Source organism: Parafrankia irregularis (assembly GCF_001536285.1).
GTDB classification, from domain to species: domain Bacteria; phylum Actinomycetota; class Actinomycetes; order Frankiales; family Frankiaceae; genus Parafrankia; species Parafrankia irregularis.
Genome location: NZ_FAOZ01000003.1, coordinates 119,427 through 136,573, shown reverse-complemented (window position 1 = coordinate 136,573; position 17,147 = coordinate 119,427). Strand labels below are relative to the sequence as shown.

The 17,147-nt window shown below is 72.9% G+C and carries 13 protein-coding genes; 10 read left to right on the top strand and 3 right to left on the bottom strand.

Features of this window, described 5'->3' with window-relative positions; genetic code table 11:
- The first annotated feature begins 46 nt into the window (after positions 1-46).
- From AWX74_RS05615 to AWX74_RS05590, 6 genes are read left to right on the top strand one after another with little or no spacing between them, the layout of a single operon-like run.
- On the top strand, positions 47-1,090 hold the full coding sequence (locus AWX74_RS05615; RefSeq protein WP_165615473.1) for an ABC transporter substrate-binding protein: 1,044 nt from the start codon (positions 47-49) through the stop codon (positions 1,088-1,090).
- A 17-nt stretch (positions 1,091-1,107) separates the two neighbouring features.
- A complete protein-coding gene (locus AWX74_RS05610; RefSeq protein WP_091272893.1) occupies positions 1,108-2,091 on the top strand; it encodes a TauD/TfdA family dioxygenase in 984 nt (327 codons plus the stop codon).
- Positions 2,088-3,824: an ABC transporter ATP-binding protein gene (locus AWX74_RS05605; protein ID WP_242666089.1), complete on the top strand. Its 1,737-nt coding sequence runs from the start codon at positions 2,088-2,090 to the stop codon at positions 3,822-3,824. The genes AWX74_RS05610 and AWX74_RS05605 overlap by 4 nt, the downstream gene beginning before the upstream one ends.
- Complete coding sequence (locus tag AWX74_RS05600; protein ID WP_242666088.1) at positions 3,821-5,842, top strand: ABC transporter ATP-binding protein; 2,022 nt, start codon at positions 3,821-3,823, stop codon at positions 5,840-5,842. Before AWX74_RS05605 ends, AWX74_RS05600 begins: the two co-directional genes overlap by 4 nt.
- Positions 5,832-6,878, top strand: a complete 1,047-nt coding sequence (locus AWX74_RS05595) for a FecCD family ABC transporter permease (protein ID WP_091272886.1) — start codon at positions 5,832-5,834, stop codon at positions 6,876-6,878. The genes AWX74_RS05600 and AWX74_RS05595 overlap by 11 nt, the downstream gene beginning before the upstream one ends.
- On the top strand, positions 6,875-7,963 hold the full coding sequence (locus AWX74_RS05590; RefSeq protein ID WP_242666087.1) for a FecCD family ABC transporter permease: 1,089 nt from the start codon (positions 6,875-6,877) through the stop codon (positions 7,961-7,963). The genes AWX74_RS05595 and AWX74_RS05590 overlap by 4 nt, the downstream gene beginning before the upstream one ends.
- A gap of 21 nt (positions 7,964-7,984) precedes the next feature.
- On the opposite strand, the gene AWX74_RS05585 is transcribed toward AWX74_RS05590, so the two are convergent.
- Entirely contained in the window at positions 7,985-8,383 is a 399-nt protein-coding gene (locus AWX74_RS05585) for a BlaI/MecI/CopY family transcriptional regulator (RefSeq protein WP_207550257.1), read from the bottom strand.
- A gap of 361 nt (positions 8,384-8,744) precedes the next feature.
- Between AWX74_RS05585 and AWX74_RS05580 the strand changes: the two genes are divergently transcribed.
- Complete coding sequence (locus tag AWX74_RS05580; RefSeq protein WP_091272305.1) at positions 8,745-10,769, top strand: anthranilate synthase family protein; 2,025 nt, start codon at positions 8,745-8,747, stop codon at positions 10,767-10,769.
- Between the two features lie 18 nt (positions 10,770-10,787).
- Here the strand turns inward: AWX74_RS05580 and AWX74_RS05575 are convergent, their stop codons facing one another.
- Positions 10,788-12,731, bottom strand: coding sequence for a hypothetical protein (locus AWX74_RS05575; RefSeq protein WP_114476362.1), 1,944 nt, complete (start codon positions 12,729-12,731; stop codon positions 10,788-10,790).
- A gap of 229 nt (positions 12,732-12,960) precedes the next feature.
- Positions 12,961-13,815: an ABC transporter permease gene (locus AWX74_RS05570; protein WP_091272299.1), complete on the bottom strand. Its 855-nt coding sequence runs from the start codon at positions 13,813-13,815 to the stop codon at positions 12,961-12,963.
- Positions 13,816-14,080: 265 nt separating this feature from the next.
- Between AWX74_RS05570 and AWX74_RS05565 the strand changes: the two genes are divergently transcribed.
- From AWX74_RS05565 to AWX74_RS05555, 3 genes are all read left to right on the top strand, one after another.
- Positions 14,081-15,244: a substrate-binding domain-containing protein gene (locus tag AWX74_RS05565; protein ID WP_091272297.1), complete on the top strand. Its 1,164-nt coding sequence runs from the start codon at positions 14,081-14,083 to the stop codon at positions 15,242-15,244.
- Between the two features lie 145 nt (positions 15,245-15,389).
- Positions 15,390-16,214, top strand: coding sequence for an SAM-dependent methyltransferase (locus AWX74_RS05560; protein WP_091272295.1), 825 nt, complete (start codon positions 15,390-15,392; stop codon positions 16,212-16,214).
- 107 nt (positions 16,215-16,321) lie between these two features.
- On the top strand, positions 16,322-16,993 hold the full coding sequence (locus AWX74_RS05555) for a TetR/AcrR family transcriptional regulator (RefSeq protein WP_091272292.1): 672 nt from the start codon (positions 16,322-16,324) through the stop codon (positions 16,991-16,993).
- The last annotated feature ends 154 nt before the right edge of the window (positions 16,994-17,147 follow it).

Below are 17,147 nucleotides of genomic sequence, written 5' to 3'. Positions count from 1 at the left end.
ACCCCGCCACATGGCGGTATACATCTCAGAAGGGCGCATCCCTCCCATGAAGAACTCGATCGACCGCCTCCCCGGCGGCCCGCTCTCGCGCAGGTCGTTCCTGCTGTCCCTGTCGGCCGGCGCGGTGGCGGTCGGGCTGGCCGGCTGCGGTGACGACGGCGATCCCGTGACCGGCGGCTCGGCCGGCGCGGACGCGGGCTTCCCGCTGACGATCAAGGGCGCCGAGGGGGACACCGTCCTGCCGGCCCGCCCGGAGCGGATCGTCACCGTCGGGTTCATGCGTGATATCGACGAGGCGGTGTCCCTCGGTGTCGTGCCGGTCGCGGTCACCCCGGCGACGAACTTCGACTCCGGGCTGCCGCCCTGGGTCGAGGCGAAGCTCGGCAGCGCGAAGGCGCCGGAGCAGCTCAGCTACGAGGACAACCTGCCCTTTGAGCGCATCGCGGCGCTGACCCCGGACCTGATCCTCGCGACCGACAGCTACAGCCTCGCCGACGACTTCGCGAACCTGGCGGCGATCGCGCCGACGCTGTCCTACGAGACGGACGTCGCCGAGGACACCTGGCAGACCCGGGTGACCCGCATCGGCCGGGCGCTCGGGAAGACGGATGTCGCCAGCAGGCTGGTGACGGAGGTCGAGGCAGGCATCGCCACGGCGAAGGAGAAGAACAGCGCGGCGCTGGCCGGGAAGACCTTCAGCTTCAGCCTGCTCAACGGCGAGGGCCAGCTGGCCACGATCATCCTGCCGACCGACGCCTCGGCCCAGTTCCTGTCGAGTCTCGGCCTGACCCTGTCGTCGAAGGTCAAGGACCTGGAACAGGCCGGGCCCGCGGGCCGGGCGGTCGTGTCCCAGGAGCGCACCGACCTGCTCGACGCCGACATCGTGCTGTTCTCGTTCCGTGACTCCGACGAGCGCACCCAGGTCGAGTCGGACCGGCTGTTCCAGGCCCTGCCGGCGGTGAAGCGCGGTGCCTACGTGCCGCTGGAGGTCGAGACCGCGCTGTCCATGGCGTTCCCCTCCACGCTGAGCATCCCCTACGCCCTGGAGCAGATCGTGCCGAAGCTGGTCGCGGCGGCGGGCAAGGCCTGACCGCCTTGGCCGACCGCATGACATCCACCCAGCCGCCGGCATCCACCGGGCCGCTGCTGGTCGTCGAGGGCGCCGGGCCCGTCGTGGACGTGCTGCACCACGACCGGGCCCGGCTGCGTGCGCGGCTCGCCGCGAGCGGAGCCATCCTGCTGCGCGGCTTCGACGTCGGCGGCGCGGAAGGCCTGGAAGGGGCCGTCCGCGCGCTCGCCGGTGAGCCGATCGCCTACACCGAGCAGTCCTCGCCGCGTAGCGTGATCAAGGGCAACGTCTACACCTCAACGAACTACCCTCCCACCGCGGAGATCCCGCTGCACAACGAGATGTCCTACCAGGCGGTCTGGCCGCTGACCCTGTTCTTCCACTGCGTGCGCCCGCCCCTGACCCAGGGCGCCACCCCGCTGGCGCACGTCGGTGCGGTGCACGAGCTGATCGATCCGGACGTCCGCGCCGAGTTCGTCCGCCGCGGGTGGATGGCGGTCCGCACCTACGGCGAGGACGTGGGCCTGCGGTGGCGGACCGCCTTCGGCACGGACAGCCGCCAGGAGGTCGAACGGCAGTGCGCCCGCGGTGGCCTGACCCCCACCTGGATCGGCGCGGACGGCCTGCGCACCACGGCTGTGCGCCGCGCCGTGCACCGCCATCCCGTCACCGGGCTGCCGCTGTGGTTCAACCATGTGGTGATCTTCCACGAGAGCAGCCTGCCGGCGGACGTCCGCGAGGTGCTCCTCGACGCCTACGGGCCTGACGGGCTGCCGAACAACTCCCGCTACGGGGACGGCGGCGTCATCCCCGACGAGGTCGTCGAGCATCTGCGGGCGTGCTACCGCGCGGTGTCCGTCCGCTTCGACTACCAGGAGGACGACCTGCTCGTCGTCGACAACATGGCCGTCGCGCACGGCCGTGAGCCCTACACCGGTCCGCGCCGCATAGCCGTCGCGATGGCCGAGCCGTCGGTGCCGCCCGAGCCCGCGGAGCCGTCGGACCCGGGCGCGGCCCGGTGAGCACGGGTACGAGGACGCTGCGCCGGTCAATTCGGGCGCACGGTGGGCGAATCCTGGCCGCCGCGGCGCTGTTCGTCGGCTACCAGACCGGCGAGGCGCTCGTACCCGTGCTCATCGGTGTGATCATCGACCGGGCGACCGCCGCCGGGGACGCACGGAGCCTGCTGTTCTGGCTCGGTGTGCTCCTGGCGGATTTCGCCTTCCTCTCCCTGTGCTGGCGGTCCGGGATGCGGGTCGCGCTGTTCGCGGGCGTGCGGGCCGACCGGGCGTTCCGGCTCGCCGTCACGGGGCGGCTCCTCGACGAGCGGGGCACGGCAGGCGCCGCCGACCTGCCGGCAGGGGCGCTGGTGAGCATCGCCACGGCGGACGTCCGGCGGATGACGATGGTGAACTTCCTGCTCCCGCACGGCGTCGCCGCGATGGTGGGCGCGGTCGTCGCCGGTGTCGCGCTGGTGATCGTTTCTGTGCCGCTCGGGCTGCTCGTGCTGGTGGGCACACCCGTCCTGCTGGCGGCGGCGCGCTGGCTGGCGGTGCCGCTGGAACGGCGGGCCGAACAGCAGCAGGACCGTGCCGCGCACGCGGCGGGCGTCGCGGTCGACCTGATCCGGGGCATCCGCGTGCTCAAGGGGCTCGGGGTGGAGGTGGCGGGCCGTGCCCGGTACCGGGACGTCAGCCGCGCGTCGCTGGCCGCGACCCTGCCCACCACCCGGGCCGAGGCGGGGCACACCAGCGCGCTGACCGCCCTGACCGGGCTGTTCCTCGCGCTCGTCGCGCTGGTCGGCGGCCGGCTCGCCGCCAAAGGCGAGATCACCGTCGGTGAGCTCGTGTCCGCGGTCGGCCTCGCCCAGTTCCTGCTGACCCCGCTGACAACCTTCGGGGAGATCATCGCAGCGCTGGCGGCCGGACGGGCATCGGCGGCCCGCGTCGGCGCAGTGCTCGACGACGAAGGCCGCGTGCCCGCCGCGTCGGCCCGCACCCCGGCGGGCGACAGCGACGACAACAGCGACGACAGCGGGGACGGCGGCGGCCACCTCGGCACACCGGCCCGTGAGAAGATCGTCCTGTCGGGGGTGCGCGGGCCCGGGCTCGACGGTGTCGATCTCACCGTCGCGGCGGGCGGGCTGGTCTGCGTCGTCACCACCGACCCGGCCGCCGCCACCACGCTGGTGCGCTGCCTGGCCGGGGAGGCCGAGCCTGAGGCGGGCCATATCCTGCTCGACGGGACGCCACTGGGCACGCTCGCGCCGGCGGCGGTTCGCCGGGCGATGCTCGTGCCGCCGCATGACGGCAGCCTGTTCGAGGGCAGCCTGCGGGAGAACATCGCCGCCGGCCGGCCCGGCGACGTCACCCGCGCGGCCCGCGCCGCCCGCGCCGACCAGGTGGCGGCGGCACTGCCCGGTGGCCTCGACGGAGCGGTCGCCGAGCGGGGGAGATCCCTGTCCGGCGGGCAGCGCCAGCGGGTCGCGCTTGCCCGGGCGCTGCACGCCGACCCACCGGTGCTCGTGCTGCACGAGCCGACGACGGCCGTGGACACGGTCACGGAGATGGAGATCGCCGCCGGGCTGCGGGAGCTGCGGGCCGGGCGCACGACGCTGATCGTCACCACCAGCCCGGCCCTGCTCACCGCGGCCGACCAGGTCGTCCTGGTCGAGAACGGCCGCGTCACCGCCACCGGTGCCCACGACGCCCTGGCACGTTCCAGCGCCGGCTACCGAGAGGCGGTGCTGGCGTGAGCGCGCCCGTGGACGACGCCGCGGTGCCGGTGCCGGTGCCCGGGTCCGTGCCGGGGCCCGTGGCGGTGCCGGATGGCGGGTCGGTGGCGGCGGGCATGACCGGCGTGGCAGGGGAGCAGGCGCCGGCGGAGCTGCTGCCGGTGGCGGATGCCCGGGCCACCCGCACGGCGGTGCGGGCGCTGCTGGGTGCCCACCGGCGCCGGGCGGTGCTCGCGGCGGTCTGCCTGATCGCCGCGGCCGGCTGCGGTCTGCTCACCGCGCCGCTGCTCGGCCGGGTCGTCGACCGGGCCGCCGCCGGGGACTCCGCCGGCGTCGACGGGCCGGTGCTGGCGCTGGTCGTCGCGGCCGTGGCACAGGGACTGCTCGCCTTCTGCGGGCTCACGGCGGTGGCCCGACTGGGCGAGCAGGTGCTGGCGACGATCCGGGAGGCGTTCGTCGACCGGGCCCTCGACCTGCCGCTGGAACGTGTCGAGCGCGGCGGCTCGGGCGACCTGTCCTCCCGGATCACCGAGGACATCGCGATGATCAGCGAGGCTGTCCGGGGCCCGGTGCCGGAGTTCGCGCAGTCGGCGCTGACCCTCGCGCTGACCCTGGTCGGCCTCACCGCCCTCGACTGGCGTTTCGCCGCTGCGGCGCTGGTCTGCGTGCCGATCCAGGCCGCCACCGCACGCTGGTACCTGCGGCGCTCCGGCCCGGTGTACGGGGAGCGCCGCCGCGCGTCCGGGGGTGAGCAGCAGCAGCTGCTGGAGACGGTCGGCGGGATGCGCACCGTGCGGGCGTTCGGGATCGCCGACGACCATCTCGCCCGGGTCGCGCGCCGGGTCGACCGCACCGTCGCGGCGGTGGTCACGGTCACCCGCCTGCAGACCCGCTTCTTCGGCCGGCTCAACATCGCCGAGGCGGCCGGCCTGTCCGCCGTGCTGGTGACGGGGTACCTGCTCGTCGACGCCGGCGAGGTGACCATCGGCGCGGCGAGCGCCGCGGCACTGTACTTCGCCGCCGTCTTCGGCCCGGTCAACTCGGTGCTGTTCCTCCTGGACACCCTCCAGTCCGCCACCGCGAGCCTCGCCCGGCTCGTCGGCGTGATCGAACTTCCACCGCCACCGCGGCCGGTGGCGGTGGCCGCCCCGGCCGACGGGGCGGTCATGGTGCGCGAGCTGAGGTTCTCCTACCGCCCAGGGCAGGAGGTGCTGCGCGGGGTGAGCTTCGACATCCCCGCGGGCGGCTCCGTCGCGCTGGTCGGCACCAGCGGGGGCGGCAAGACGACGCTCGCCAAGCTGGTCGCGGGCGTGCACACGCCGACCGGCGGGGTGGTCCGGCTCGGCGGTGTGCCGGTGGCGGAGCTGGACCCGGCGCAGCGCCGGGCCGCGATCGCGCTGGTCACCCAGGAGGTCCACGTGTTCGCCGGCACCCTCGCGGACGACCTGCTCCTGGCCGCTCCCCGGGCCAGCACCGGTCAGCTGTGGGCAGCGCTGGACACCGCCGGCATCGCCGACTGGGTCCGCGGCCTGCCGGACGGACTCGACACGGTCGTCGGCGACGGCGCGCTTGAGCTGGACCCGGCCCGGTCCCAGCACCTGGCGCTGGCCCGGCTGGCACTGGTGGATCCCGCGGTGGCCATCCTCGACGAGGCGACGGCGGAGGCGGGCAGCAGCGGCGCGCGCCTGTTGGACGCCGCGGCGCGCCGGGTGCTGCGCGGCCGGACCTCGATCGTCGTCGCGCACCGCCTCAGCCAGGCGGCGGCGGCCGACCTGATCCTCGTCGTCGACGACGGCCAGGTCGTCGAACGCGGGACGCACGACGAGCTGGTCGCCACCGCCGGCCGGTACGCGCGGCTGTGGCGAACGTGGTCGGCCACCCGGATCGGCGGCGGGCCCACCGCGGTGGACGTCGGGGGCGCGGCCGCCGCGGCGGAGAGCGGCGACGGTCCCACCGCGGCGGAGGGCGGCGGGGCCGACGGGCAGGTTGGGGCCGAGGCCGGCACGCCGGCGGAGCGGAGTGGAGCAGATGGCAGTTGAGGCGGTGGCTGCCGGGACAGCCGGGACAGCCGGGACGGCCCGGGTCCGCCCGGATGTGCGTGGCCTCGGGCTGGTCGTGGCCGTGCTGGCGTTGGGTGGGGCGGTCGTGCTCAGCCTCACCGTCGGGGCCCGGCACATCGACCTGGGCACCGTCTGGAGCGCGCTGGGCCACGACGACGGCAGCGAGGACGCCTACATCGTGCGGGAGCTGCGGCTGCCCCGCACGATCCTCGGTGTCGGCGTCGGGATGGCGCTGGGGCTCGCCGGCGCGCTCATGCAGGCGCTGACCCGCAACCCGCTGGCCGACCCGGGCCTGCTCGGCGTGGACATGGGCGCCGCGATGGCCGTGGTCGTCGCGATCGCCCTGCTGGGGATCACCTCGCCCACCGGGTACGTCTGGTTCGCCCTCGGTGGCGCGGCGGCGACGTCCACGCTGGTCTACCTGCTGGGCTCACTGGGCCGGGTGACCTCGCCGGACCGGATGGTGCTGGCCGGCGCGGCGGTCAGCGCCGCGCTGAGCGCCTTCGTCGGGTCGATCCTGATCATCGACGGGCAGACGTTCGACCGCTGGCGCTTCTGGGTGGTCGGGTCGCTCGCCGGCCGCGGGCTGGACCTGGTGTGGCAGCTCGGGCCGTTCATCCTGGTGGGGGTGGTGCTCGCGGTCGGGCTGGGCCGAGGTCTGAACGCGCTCGCGCTGGGCGAGGACGCCGGCCGGGCGCTCGGGGTCCGGGCCGGCAGCGTCCGCCTGCGGGGCGCGCTCGCGGTGACGCTGCTGTGCGGCGGCGCGACGGCGATCGCCGGGCCGATCGGCTTCGTCGGGCTCGCCGTGCCGCACATGGCCCGGTTGATCACCGGGCCGGACAACCGGTGGGTGATGCCCTACTCCGCCGTCCTCGCCCCGCTGCTCGTGCTGCTCGCCGATGTGACCGGCCGGGTGCTGGTCGCTCCGGGCGAGCTCGAGGTAGGGATCGTCACGGCGTTCCTCGGCGCCCCGGTGTTCGTCTTCCTGTGCCGCCGCCGGATGGTGGCCCTGTGACCGGGCCGGTGGCGGCGCCGGCCGTCCACCCGGCCGGGTCACAGGTCCCGGGGCGGGTGCTGCGGATCCTGGACGGGCGGGTCTCGGCCCGGGTGCGCCCACGGACGGTGGTCGTCGGGGCCGTGCTGACCGCCCTGTTGCTCCTGGTGTCCCTGTGTCTGCTGCTGACCGGCGACTACCCGGCGTCACCCGCCCAGGTCGTCCGCACGGTGTTCGGTGACGGCCCACGAGGGCTGGAGACCGTCGTGCACCGATTCCGGATGCCCCGGCTGCTGGTCGCGATCGGAGTGGGCGCGGCCCTCGCGGTGTCCGGCGGGATCTTCCAGAGCCTGGCCCGCAACCCGCTGGGCAGCCCCGACGTCATCGGGTTCACCACCTGCTCGGCGACCGGTGCGCTTCTGGTCATCCTGGTCTTCCCGGACAGCCCGGTCGGCGTCCCGGCCGGGGCCCTGCTCGGCGGGCTGGTCGCGGCGCTGGTGGTGTACGCGCTCGCCTACCGTCGCGGCGTGCAGGGAAACCGGCTGATCCTGGTCGGCCTCGGGGTGTCGGCAGTCGCGGAGTCCGCCAACTCGTTCCTGCTCAGCCGGGCCGCGCTCGAGGACGCCCAGGACGCCCAGCGCTGGCTGGTGGGCAGCGTGAACGGCCGCGGCTGGGACTACGTCGGGCCGCTGTGGGCCGCGCTCGCCGTCCTGCTTCCGATCGCGCTGCTGCTCTCCCGGCAGCTCGCCGTCATGGAGCTGGGCGACGACCTGGCGCTCTCGCTGGGCATCGGGGTCGAGCGGGTGCGGCTCTGCCTGGTCGTGTGCGGGGTGGCGCTGACAGCCGTCGCCACCGCCGCGGCCGGCCCGATCGCCTTCGTCGCGCTGGCCGCGCCACAGATCACCCGCCGGCTGGTGGGCACCGGGGCGCCGGTGTTCCTGCCGGCCGCCCTCATGGGCGCGCTCATCGTGACGAGTGCCGACCTCGCCGGGCAGCGGCTGCTCCACCCGATCCAGATGCCGGTCGGGCTCAGCACCGGCGCGATCGGCGGGGTCTACCTGATCTGGCTGCTCAGCCGCGAGCTGCGGTTGGGCGGCCGGGCCTAACCGGACCTGGTTCGACGCCCGTCAGTCGCCCTCGTCGGGTGCCTGACGGGCGTCGAGCTCGCGAAGCATCTCCCGCACGAGCTGGCCGTCCCGACGGGAGAGCGAACCGAGGAACCGGGCCAGCACGATCTCCCGGCCCGGTGCCTCGTCCAGCACCTGGTGGAGCCGCCGGACGGTCATGCCGGCCTCGTCGGTGACGGGGCTGTAGGCGTGCGCACGGCCCACCCGCTGCCGATCCAGCAGGCCCTTGTCGTACAGCCGGGTGAGGATGGTGAGCACTGTCGTGTAGGCGAGATCACCGCCGAGCAGGTTCTGCACCTCACGTGGTGTCAGCGGCCGGGCGGCCGAGCGGAGGGTCTCCATGACGGTGCGCTCCAGGTCGCCCGGGGGGCGCCGGTCGCCGGCCATCATCATGGTCATCACCTCCGCGGGTCGCGCCGATCATCGTAGTTTTCCACGTCCACACGGTTGCGGCCGGGCAAAGAAGCTGTCGGCCGGCGGTGCCGTCGGCCGCGGTCAGGCCTGGGCCGACCCGGCCCGTGGAGGAGCCCGGCAGCGCCGTCGGGTGGCGCCGGGCGGGTGTCCGCCGCGGCGCCGTCGCGGTCGCCTATAGTAGGCGCGTGCGCTCGATGACGAACCTGTGGTGGCCCGCCCCGGTGGCGGCCCACCTTCTTCGCGCGTAGCTCCCTTCACGCGGCCGCCGCTCCGGCGGCCGCCGTCGTCTCCTCATCGCGGGCGGGCTGCCCGGTCGCGGCGGCCCCCGGCCACCGAGGACACGACGATGCCCCTGCTCCACGATCTGCTCGCGGCACTCGCCGCCGGCCGCGATCCCGGCCCGTTCGCGTTGATCCGCCGCGAAGGCGCCGACCACCTGGACGTGCTCACCGGAACGGTCGAGACCGTCACCCACATCGCCGACATCGACCTGCCACCGGCCCCGGCCGGGCCGCAGGTACTGGCCCTCGTCCCCTACCGGCAGCTCGCCGAACGGGGCTTCACCTGCGTCGACGACGGCACCCCGCTGGAATGCCTGCGCATCGGCGGCTCCGAACAGGTCGCCCTGCCAGCCGCCCTGCATGCCCTGAGCGGCCTGCCCGAGCGGGACGTCGTCTGCGCGGGCGGCGGATTCGACATCGACGACGACGAGTACGCGCGCACGGTCGCGGCGGTGCTGCGCGACGAGATCGGGCAGGGCGAGGGCTCCAACTTCGTCATCCACCGCACCTACACCGCCTCCATCGCCGGCCCGCCGCTGGCCGCGGCGCTCGCGGTGCTGCACCGGCTGCTCGTCGGCGAACGGGGCACCTACTGGACGTTCGTCGTCCACACCGGAACCCGGGTGCTGGTCGGGGCCACCCCCGAACGCCACGTCAGCGTGTCGGACGGACTCGTCATGATGAACCCGATCTCCGGAACCCACCGGCTGCCCGCCACCGGCCCCGACCGGGACGCGCTGCTGAGCTTCCTGGCCGACCGCAAGGAGATCGACGAGCTGCACATGGTCCTCGACGAGGAGCTGAAGATGATGGCCCGGGTCGCCGAGGCCGGCGGTCAGGTGCTGGGGCCGTATCTGAAGGAGATGGCGAACCTCGTCCACACCGAGTACCTGCTGGTCGGCCGGGGCCACCTCGACGTGCGCGACGTCCTGCGGGAGACGATGTTCGCGCCGACGGTCACCGGCAGTCCGCTGGAGAACGCGGCCCGGGTGATCGCCCGGCACGAGCGGCGTGGCCGCAGGTACTACGCGGGTGTGCTGGCCCTGTTCGGCCGGGACGACGCCGGCTGCCAGACCCTCGACGCGCCGATCCTGATCCGCACCGCGGAGATCTCACCCACCGGTGAACTGCGGGTGCCGGTCGGCGCCACCCTGGTCCGTCACTCCACTCCCGCCGGCGAGACCGCGGAGACGCACACCAAGGCAGCCGGGATACTCGCGGCCCTCGGCGTACGTCCCCAGCCCCAGCCACGGCGCTCGGGGCTGCCCGGTTCCGCGGTGCCGCCGTCGCCGGCAGTGTTGTCGCCCGCGGCACCGTCGTTCGAGGCGCCGTCGTTCGAGGCGCCGTCGCTCGCGGACGATCCGCTGATCGTGACCGCGCTCGCGGCCCGCACCGAGCGGCTGGCCCGCTTCTGGCTGCGTGACCGTGGCACCGGCGCGCGCACCCGGTCCGCGCTCGACGGCCGATCGGCGCTGATCGCCGACGGCGAGGACGCGTTCAGCGGCATGCTCGCGCACCAGCTGCGCGGCCTCGGCCTGGCGGTGACGGTGCGCGGCTGGGACGAGGTCGGGGACACCAAGGGCTTCGACCTGCTGGTCGCGGGCCCCGGCCCCGGTGACCCGACCGTGCGCGACGACCGGCGCATGACGACGCTGCGTTCGCTCGTCACCGCGGCGCTGGACCGCCGCCAGCCACTGCTCGCCGTCTGCCTGGGACACCAGATCCTCGCCGACCTGCTCGGGCTGCGCCTGCGCCGGTGGGAGCAGACCTGCCAGGGGCTGACCCGGGAGATCGACGTCTTCGGGCAGCGGCGCCGGGTCGGCTTCTACTCGACGTTCACCGCCGTCGCCGCGCACAGCCAGCTCGCCACCCCGTACGGCACCGTCGAACTCGACCGGGACACCGACGAACATCCCGACGGGCCCGGCGCCGCGGTCCACGCGCTGCGCGGGCCGGGATTCGCCGGCCTGCAGTTCCATCCCGAGTCGGTGCTCAGCGAGGACGGCTTCGATCTGCTGCGCGAAGTCCTGGGCGAGCTGCTGCCGGCGACAGCGGCTCACGCGACGGCCCCCGCACCGGCATTGCCCTGACAGTAAGGACGGCGGAGGTCACTCGGAACGCGCTCTGTTGGTCTGGCCCGCCCCGGTACCCGCCGCGTTCCGTGCCTGGACTGTGAAGTCCTGGCACGATGCGCAGGTGTCCGTACCGCCGGTGTAGCCGACGACGTCCAATACGAGTCCGGTCGTGGTGTAGGTCTCCGGCGGGTACTCACCCGGGTTGCCGAAGTTCGTGATGGTGACGACGTACTCAAGGGGCCCACCGCCGTCGTCGAGTGGCGGCTGCCAGGTGATTCTCCGCTTCGGATCGTCGGTCCCCAGGCCGACCCCGACCACGTCGAGATTTCGCACCGGTCCGGGTGGGACGCAGCCCAGCGCCTGCGCCGGTGTCGAGGAGGTGGATGTACCACCCGGCCCGGTGGCGGTCGCCGTCGCGGAGACGGTCTGGCAGCCGGTCGTCGGCACGGAAAGGCTCCCTGAGCCCTGCAGCGTCTCGTTCGTACCCAGGCTCGTGCTCACGGTGAACGTGGTGGCAGGCCCGCCGGCACCCGCGGCCACCGTGAAGATGACGGCTCCGGACGCGGAGCCCGCGGTGATGGACGGCTGGCCAGGCACGGCCGCCGGCGTTGTCGTGGGCGGCAACGTGGCGATCACCGACGGCACCGTAGCCGTGTCCGGTGGCCGAGGCGGGGCCGCGGTCGTCGGCGGCTGGCCTGTACCGGGTACCGGATTGGGGGCGGCACCGGGCTGGGTGCGTGCGGGCACGGTCGGCCTGGCGGCGCGGCTCGGGCGGACGGTCGGCGGGATCTGCTGTCCGGGCGCGGACGGCACAACGACCGGCGGCGGGGCGCTCGTGCTGGCGTTCGCCACCGGCACCGCCAGGTCCGGGGCGTACTTGTCGACGTCACGGCGGCGGCCGTCCGGGTCGACCGCGACAGCGCTCGTCCCGTCGGTGTTGTTCGCCCACACGGTGCCGTTGCGGACGAACAACGTCACCATGCCCGCGTCGCCGGCGAGCTGGATCGGAGCTTCGAATCGTCCCGCTGACCGGTCGTAGACGAGAACGCGGCCGGTGCCGTTGTCCGGCACGTACAACCGGCCGGCCTCGATGACCGGGGCGCCGAGGTCCGGCGACGGTCGCTGCCCGGCCAGCTGTACCTGCTGCGTCGATCCGTCGCCGTCGTGCGCGTCCAGGTCGACGAGCAGCACGGTGCCGGTGCCCTCCACCAGGACCGGGACGACACGTCCCTCGATCGTCGGGGCCACCAGCAGACGGCGGTTGCCGCCCGCAGGTGCCGGGAGGCTGACCGCCGGGTGGGCGCCGGTGGCAGTGACCGGCACCAGCGCGGGTGAGGTCGCGTCGATGACCACAGGCTGCCCGCCGGCGATGGTCAGGCCCAACGTGGAACGTGGCGCGGCGACCGGCACCGTGGCCAGCCGCCGGCCATCCCTGATCGCAACGGCCTCGCCGCGTTCGGCGACCACCACCCAGAGCACACCGTCCGCGTCGATGCCGGCCCCGGTGACGCGCGCTCCGACGGAGATCTGCTCGCCGATGATGTCGAGGGTTCGTGGGTCGATCCGGGTCACCAGGCCACTGTCGGTCTCGATCACGAAGGCGAGCTCGTCCCGGGCCACCACCCGCACCGCACCGGTGGAGCCGTCGGCCCCCGCCGGCCCGAATTGCCGGGAGGCGAGGTCCATCGTCGCCGGGTCGATACGGCTGACGACTCCGGTCCGCAGATCGGTGACCAGGACCGACACGCCGTCCTGCGCCAGCTCGACGGGATGCCCGCGGGCTGCCGCAAGCTCGACGTTGAAGTCAGGGGCGCCGGAGGGGCCGTTCACGTGGGTGACCCAGCCTTTTGCCGCGCTCCACAGCCAGGCGCCGCTGTCGGTGACACGGACGACTGCCGCGCCGGGGCTGGTACCCAGCACACCGAGGAGGGTCAGCGCGGCGAGCGCGGCGGCAAGCGTGACCGTACCGGCGCGCACAGTGCTTCCCCGCCGCACAGTCTTTCCCCGCCACACAGTGTTGCCTCGCCGCACAGTGTTCCCCCGCAGACCCCGCACCGCAGACCCCCCGCGCTGGCCGGGCGCCGCTTCCGTCCACGTGTCCAGCGCCGCTCCGCATCAGGCTAGCCACATCACGCCCACACCGGATGATCTCTCGCCGCCTCCGGCAAGGCCGTCGTATCGCGTTGCTGACAGCCGGAGGCCTGGGTCAGCGCGCGGACTCGTGCCAGGAGCCGACGGCGAGGCGGGCGGCCAGGCCGAAGATCCAGAAAACCACCAGGCCGAGGAACGCGGCGGCGATGATCGCGGCGAACAGCCGGCCCGAGGAGAGGTCGCGGGTGTAGTTGTCGATGAGCGCGCCGATGCCGACGTCGCCCCGGCGGAAGAAGAAGTCCCCGACGATCGCGCCGATCACGGCCAGGCCGGCCGAGATGCGCAGGCCCGCGAAGATCGCGGGCAGCGCGCTGGGCAGCTCCAGATGGATCAGCCGGCGCCATCGGCCGACGCGGCGCAGGGTGAACAGGTCGTGGTGGCCGGCGTCGACGGACTGGATGCCCAGCAGCGTGTTCGTGATCATCGGGAACATGGCGATGACGACGCAGACGACCGTGCGCGACCAGAAGCCGTAGCCGAGCCAGAATCCGATCAGGGGGACGATCGCCAGCACGGGGATCGTCTGCAGCAGGATCGCCCAGGGGTAGAACGAGTTCTCGATCCAGCGTGCCTGGGCCATCAGGATCGCCGCGCCGACACCGATCGCCGCGGCGATCGCGAGGCCGGCGAGGGCGACCTGGGCGGTGCCGCCCAGCGCGGTGAGGATCTCGCCCGCGGCCCGGCGGTCGAGAAAACCCTCCGCGACGATCTCGTGGGGCGGCGGGAGCAGGAAGCGGCGCCGCGGGGTCAGAAAGCAGTAGGAGACGACGTACCAGATGGCCAGCACCACGCCGAGGACGGCGAGCGGAGGCAGGACCGTCCGCGCGGTTCTCGCCGCGAGCCCGAGCAGGCGTGGCGAACCGGTCGGGGGCGTGGCCGCGGGCGGTAGGGGGAGGTGGCCGTCTGGCACGCCGGAACCCTATCTCGGCGCTCGGTCGGTATCAGCCATTTCGGTCCGCTTCGGATGGTTGCGGTGAGTCTCCGTCGGCTTCGGTACGCGATGTGATGGAGACACCTGGTTGCTGGAGGTCTGGTGGGGCGTGGGAGGCTGGCGCGGAAGTGGAGGTCACGGAATACGGACGGGGCGCTCACACTGGCGGTTCGCCGGTCCCCGGGCCGGGCCTGACCGTGCCTCCCTTCTGCCCGTCCTTCCTGAACCGAGGAGAGCAGAGCACGTGACGAGACTTCGTTCGGTGGCGGCCTGGGTCTGCTCCGTGGGCCTGGCCGTGGGCCTGGCCGCGTGTGGGGACTCCGCGTCCGAGACCGAACCGTCCGCATCCGCCGGTGCCGGGACCGCCGCGTCGGCGAGCTACAACACGCCGCTGAAGGGGATCTGCCCCGACACCGTGGTCGTCCAGACCAGCTGGTGGCCGGAGGTCGACTACGGGGCGACCTACCAGCTGCTCGGGGCCAACCCGAAGATCGACGAGGGCAGGTTCCGGGTGTCCGGGCCGCTCGGCGCGACCGGGGTCAACCTCGAGATCCGTTCCGGTGGGCCGGCGGTGTCCTTCGACTCGACCTCCGCGCTGTTCGAGAAGGACGACGACATCCTGCTGGGCTACCTCGACCTGGACGAGGTGATCCGCAACTCCGCCGAGCACCCGTCCGTCGGGGTGCTGGCGCCGTACGCCAAGACGCCGCTGATGTTCTTCTGGGGCGACCAGTCGTCGGACTTCCGCACGCTCGCCGACATCGGCAGGTCCGGCCGGACGGTGCTGGTCGGTGACGAGGCGTACCTCAACGCGCTCGTCGGGGAAGGGCTGTTCCAGCGCTCCCAGATCGACAACTCCTACGACGGTGACCTGCGGCGGTTCGTCGCCGAGGACGGCAAGCTCGTCCAGGTCGGCTTCGTCACCGACGAGCCGTACCGGCTGGAGCACGACGTCGCCGAGTGGGCGAAGCCGGTGAAATATCTGATGGTCGGCGACGAGTATCCCGCCTACGCCAACGTGCTGGGCATCCGCAAGGACAAACTGGCGGGGAACCGGGAGTGCCTGTCCAGGCTCGTGCCCCTGTTCCAGCGGGCGATGGTCGACTACCTGGCCGACCCGAAGCCGGCGAACGACCTGATGATCGAGGTCACGTCCCGGCTGGACACCGCCGGGTACGAGCTGTCCAGCGGTCTGCTCTCGGACGGCAACACCAAACAGCGTGAGCTCGGGCTCGTCAGGAACGGCGCGGACGGCGTGTACGGCACCTTCGACACCGCGCGGGTCCAGCAGCTGATCACGAGGCTGACCCCCGGCCTCACCGAGGCCGGGACCCCGCCGGCGGCCGGGCTGAAGCCGGCCGACGTCGTCACCGACGAGTTCATCGACACCGGCATCTCGCTCAACTAGCCGGCACGCCACAGCCGGCTCACGTAACCCAGGCCGGCTCACGTAACCAGGCCGGCATGGAGCCGGAAGCCACCACGGTCCGGGCCGGGCGGTGCCGTCAGGAACCGCCCGGCCCGGCCTGGTTCGGAACGGGAGCCCACACCGCATGACCGACTATCCGCCCCCGACCTTCGACACCAGCCGCCCGCATTCGGCCCGGGTGTGGAACTACTACCTGGGAGGCAAGGACAACTTTCCCGTCGACCGGGAGCACGGCGATCGGACCATCGCCGTCTTCCCCCAGATCCTGGACGTGGCGCGGGCGTCCCGGGCGTTTCTGGCCCGCGCCATCACCTACCTCGCGGCCGAGCAGGGGGTGCGGCAGTTCCTGGACGTCGGCACCGGACTGCCGGTCGAGAACAACACGCACCAGGTCGCGCAGCGGATAGCGCCGCAATCGCGGGTCGTCTACGTCGACAACGATCCCATGGTGCTCATTCACGCCCGGGCGCTGTTGGCCGGGACGCCCGAGGGCGTCACCACCTACCTGGAGTCCGATGCACGCGACCCCGCGCGCATCCTCGCGTTCGCCCGCCAGACGCTGGACTTCTCCCAGCCGGTCGGTCTGATGCTCATGTCGATCATGGGCCTGATCGCGGACCTCGACGAGGCCTACTCCATCGTGCGCCACCTGCTCGGGGAGCTGCCGTCGGGAAGCTTCCTCGTGCTGGAGGACGGCTCCGACGACCGGACCTCGGACCCGGCACCGGTACCGGCGACGAACAAAGACCTCAGTATGGCCGACCTCAACGAGGTCACCACGGTCGGGAACGGATATCACTACCGGACCGTCGATCAGATCACCCGTTTCTTCGACGGGCTTGAGCTCATCGCGCCGGGAATCGTCTCGCCGCCATACTGGCGTAACAACCCGGAGCCGGACGGGCCGTTTGCGCCACTGGAATCCTGCGGTGTCGGCAGGAAGCCCTGAAGGTATCGCGGTGGCCTGTCCAGGAGTGGTGTCACCTGGGCAGGCCGCGCTGTCATCAGCTGTTGGGTCGCTTGACCCGGAGCGCCGGCTGATGCTTTCATCCGCCCATGCCGGTGGTCACCACTTCTAGCAAGAAGCAGATCGTTCTCTCCGCCGAGCGGCTGTTCGCACTTCACGGTATTGACGGGATCTCCCTGCGGCAGATCGGCGCCGCGGCGGGCAACGGAAACAACTCCGCCGTGCAGTACCACTTCGGCTCCAAGGACCGGCTGATTCGAGCGATCTTCGAATACCGGCTGCCCCGGCTGCACGAGCGCCGGGCGGATCTCGTCGCAACCCGGGCGTCACACGACCTCCGTTCCCTGCTGGAATGCCAGGTCCGCACCCTCATGGAGCACAGCGAGGAGGTGGACAGCTACTACCTGACTTTCGTCGCAATGCTGAAGCAGTACGGCCGGCGTGACGTCTTCGACTGCATGTCATCGTCGATGCGGGCATCGACACGGGCTTTTCAGGAACAGGTGGGAGCCCACCTGCCGTTCCTTTCCGAGCACATGCGCGCGCACCGGATCTCACAGGCGATGGCGCTCATCATCGACGCGACCGCCGAGCGGCAGCGCGCGCGGGCGAGCGACCGGCCGCTGCTTCCCTTCGAAGTGCATGTGATGGACCTGCTCGACGGCGTCGCCGGCTTTGTGACCGCACCGGTCTCCGCGCAGACCGTCGAAGCACTGCGGCGCACCAGCCCGGCCGGGCTGTCCTGGCCAGCCCTGCTCTGACGCGCCTGGTCCGGGACACGCCGGTGGCAGGGGAGGTCCGCCGGCCCGGTCCCGCGAAGGAGTCGGGATGCTGTCAACTCGTGCGGTGTCGAGATGGCTGGATCGTGCCGGCAGCGCAGTAGGCTCAATGCCCAGAGCAACGCGGGCGGCGACC

Bases quoted from the DNA above. Each gene is read 5' to 3' on its own strand.
- AWX74_RS05615 (WP_165615473.1), top strand. From the start codon at position 47: ATGAAGAACTCGATCGACCGCCTCCCCGGCGGCCCGCTCTCGCGCAGG.
- AWX74_RS05585 (WP_207550257.1), bottom strand. From the start codon at position 8,383: ATGACCATGATGATGGCCGGCGACCGGCGCCCCCCGGGCGACCTGGAG.
- AWX74_RS05610 (WP_091272893.1), top strand. From the start codon at position 1,108: ATGACATCCACCCAGCCGCCGGCATCCACCGGGCCGCTGCTGGTCGTC.
- AWX74_RS05580 (WP_091272305.1), top strand. From the start codon at position 8,745: ATGCCCCTGCTCCACGATCTGCTCGCGGCACTCGCCGCCGGCCGCGAT.
- AWX74_RS05560 (WP_091272295.1), top strand. From the start codon at position 15,390: ATGACCGACTATCCGCCCCCGACCTTCGACACCAGCCGCCCGCATTCG.
- AWX74_RS05555 (WP_091272292.1), top strand. From the start codon at position 16,322: ATGCCGGTGGTCACCACTTCTAGCAAGAAGCAGATCGTTCTCTCCGCC.
- AWX74_RS05595 (WP_091272886.1), top strand. From the start codon at position 5,832: ATGGCAGTTGAGGCGGTGGCTGCCGGGACAGCCGGGACAGCCGGGACG.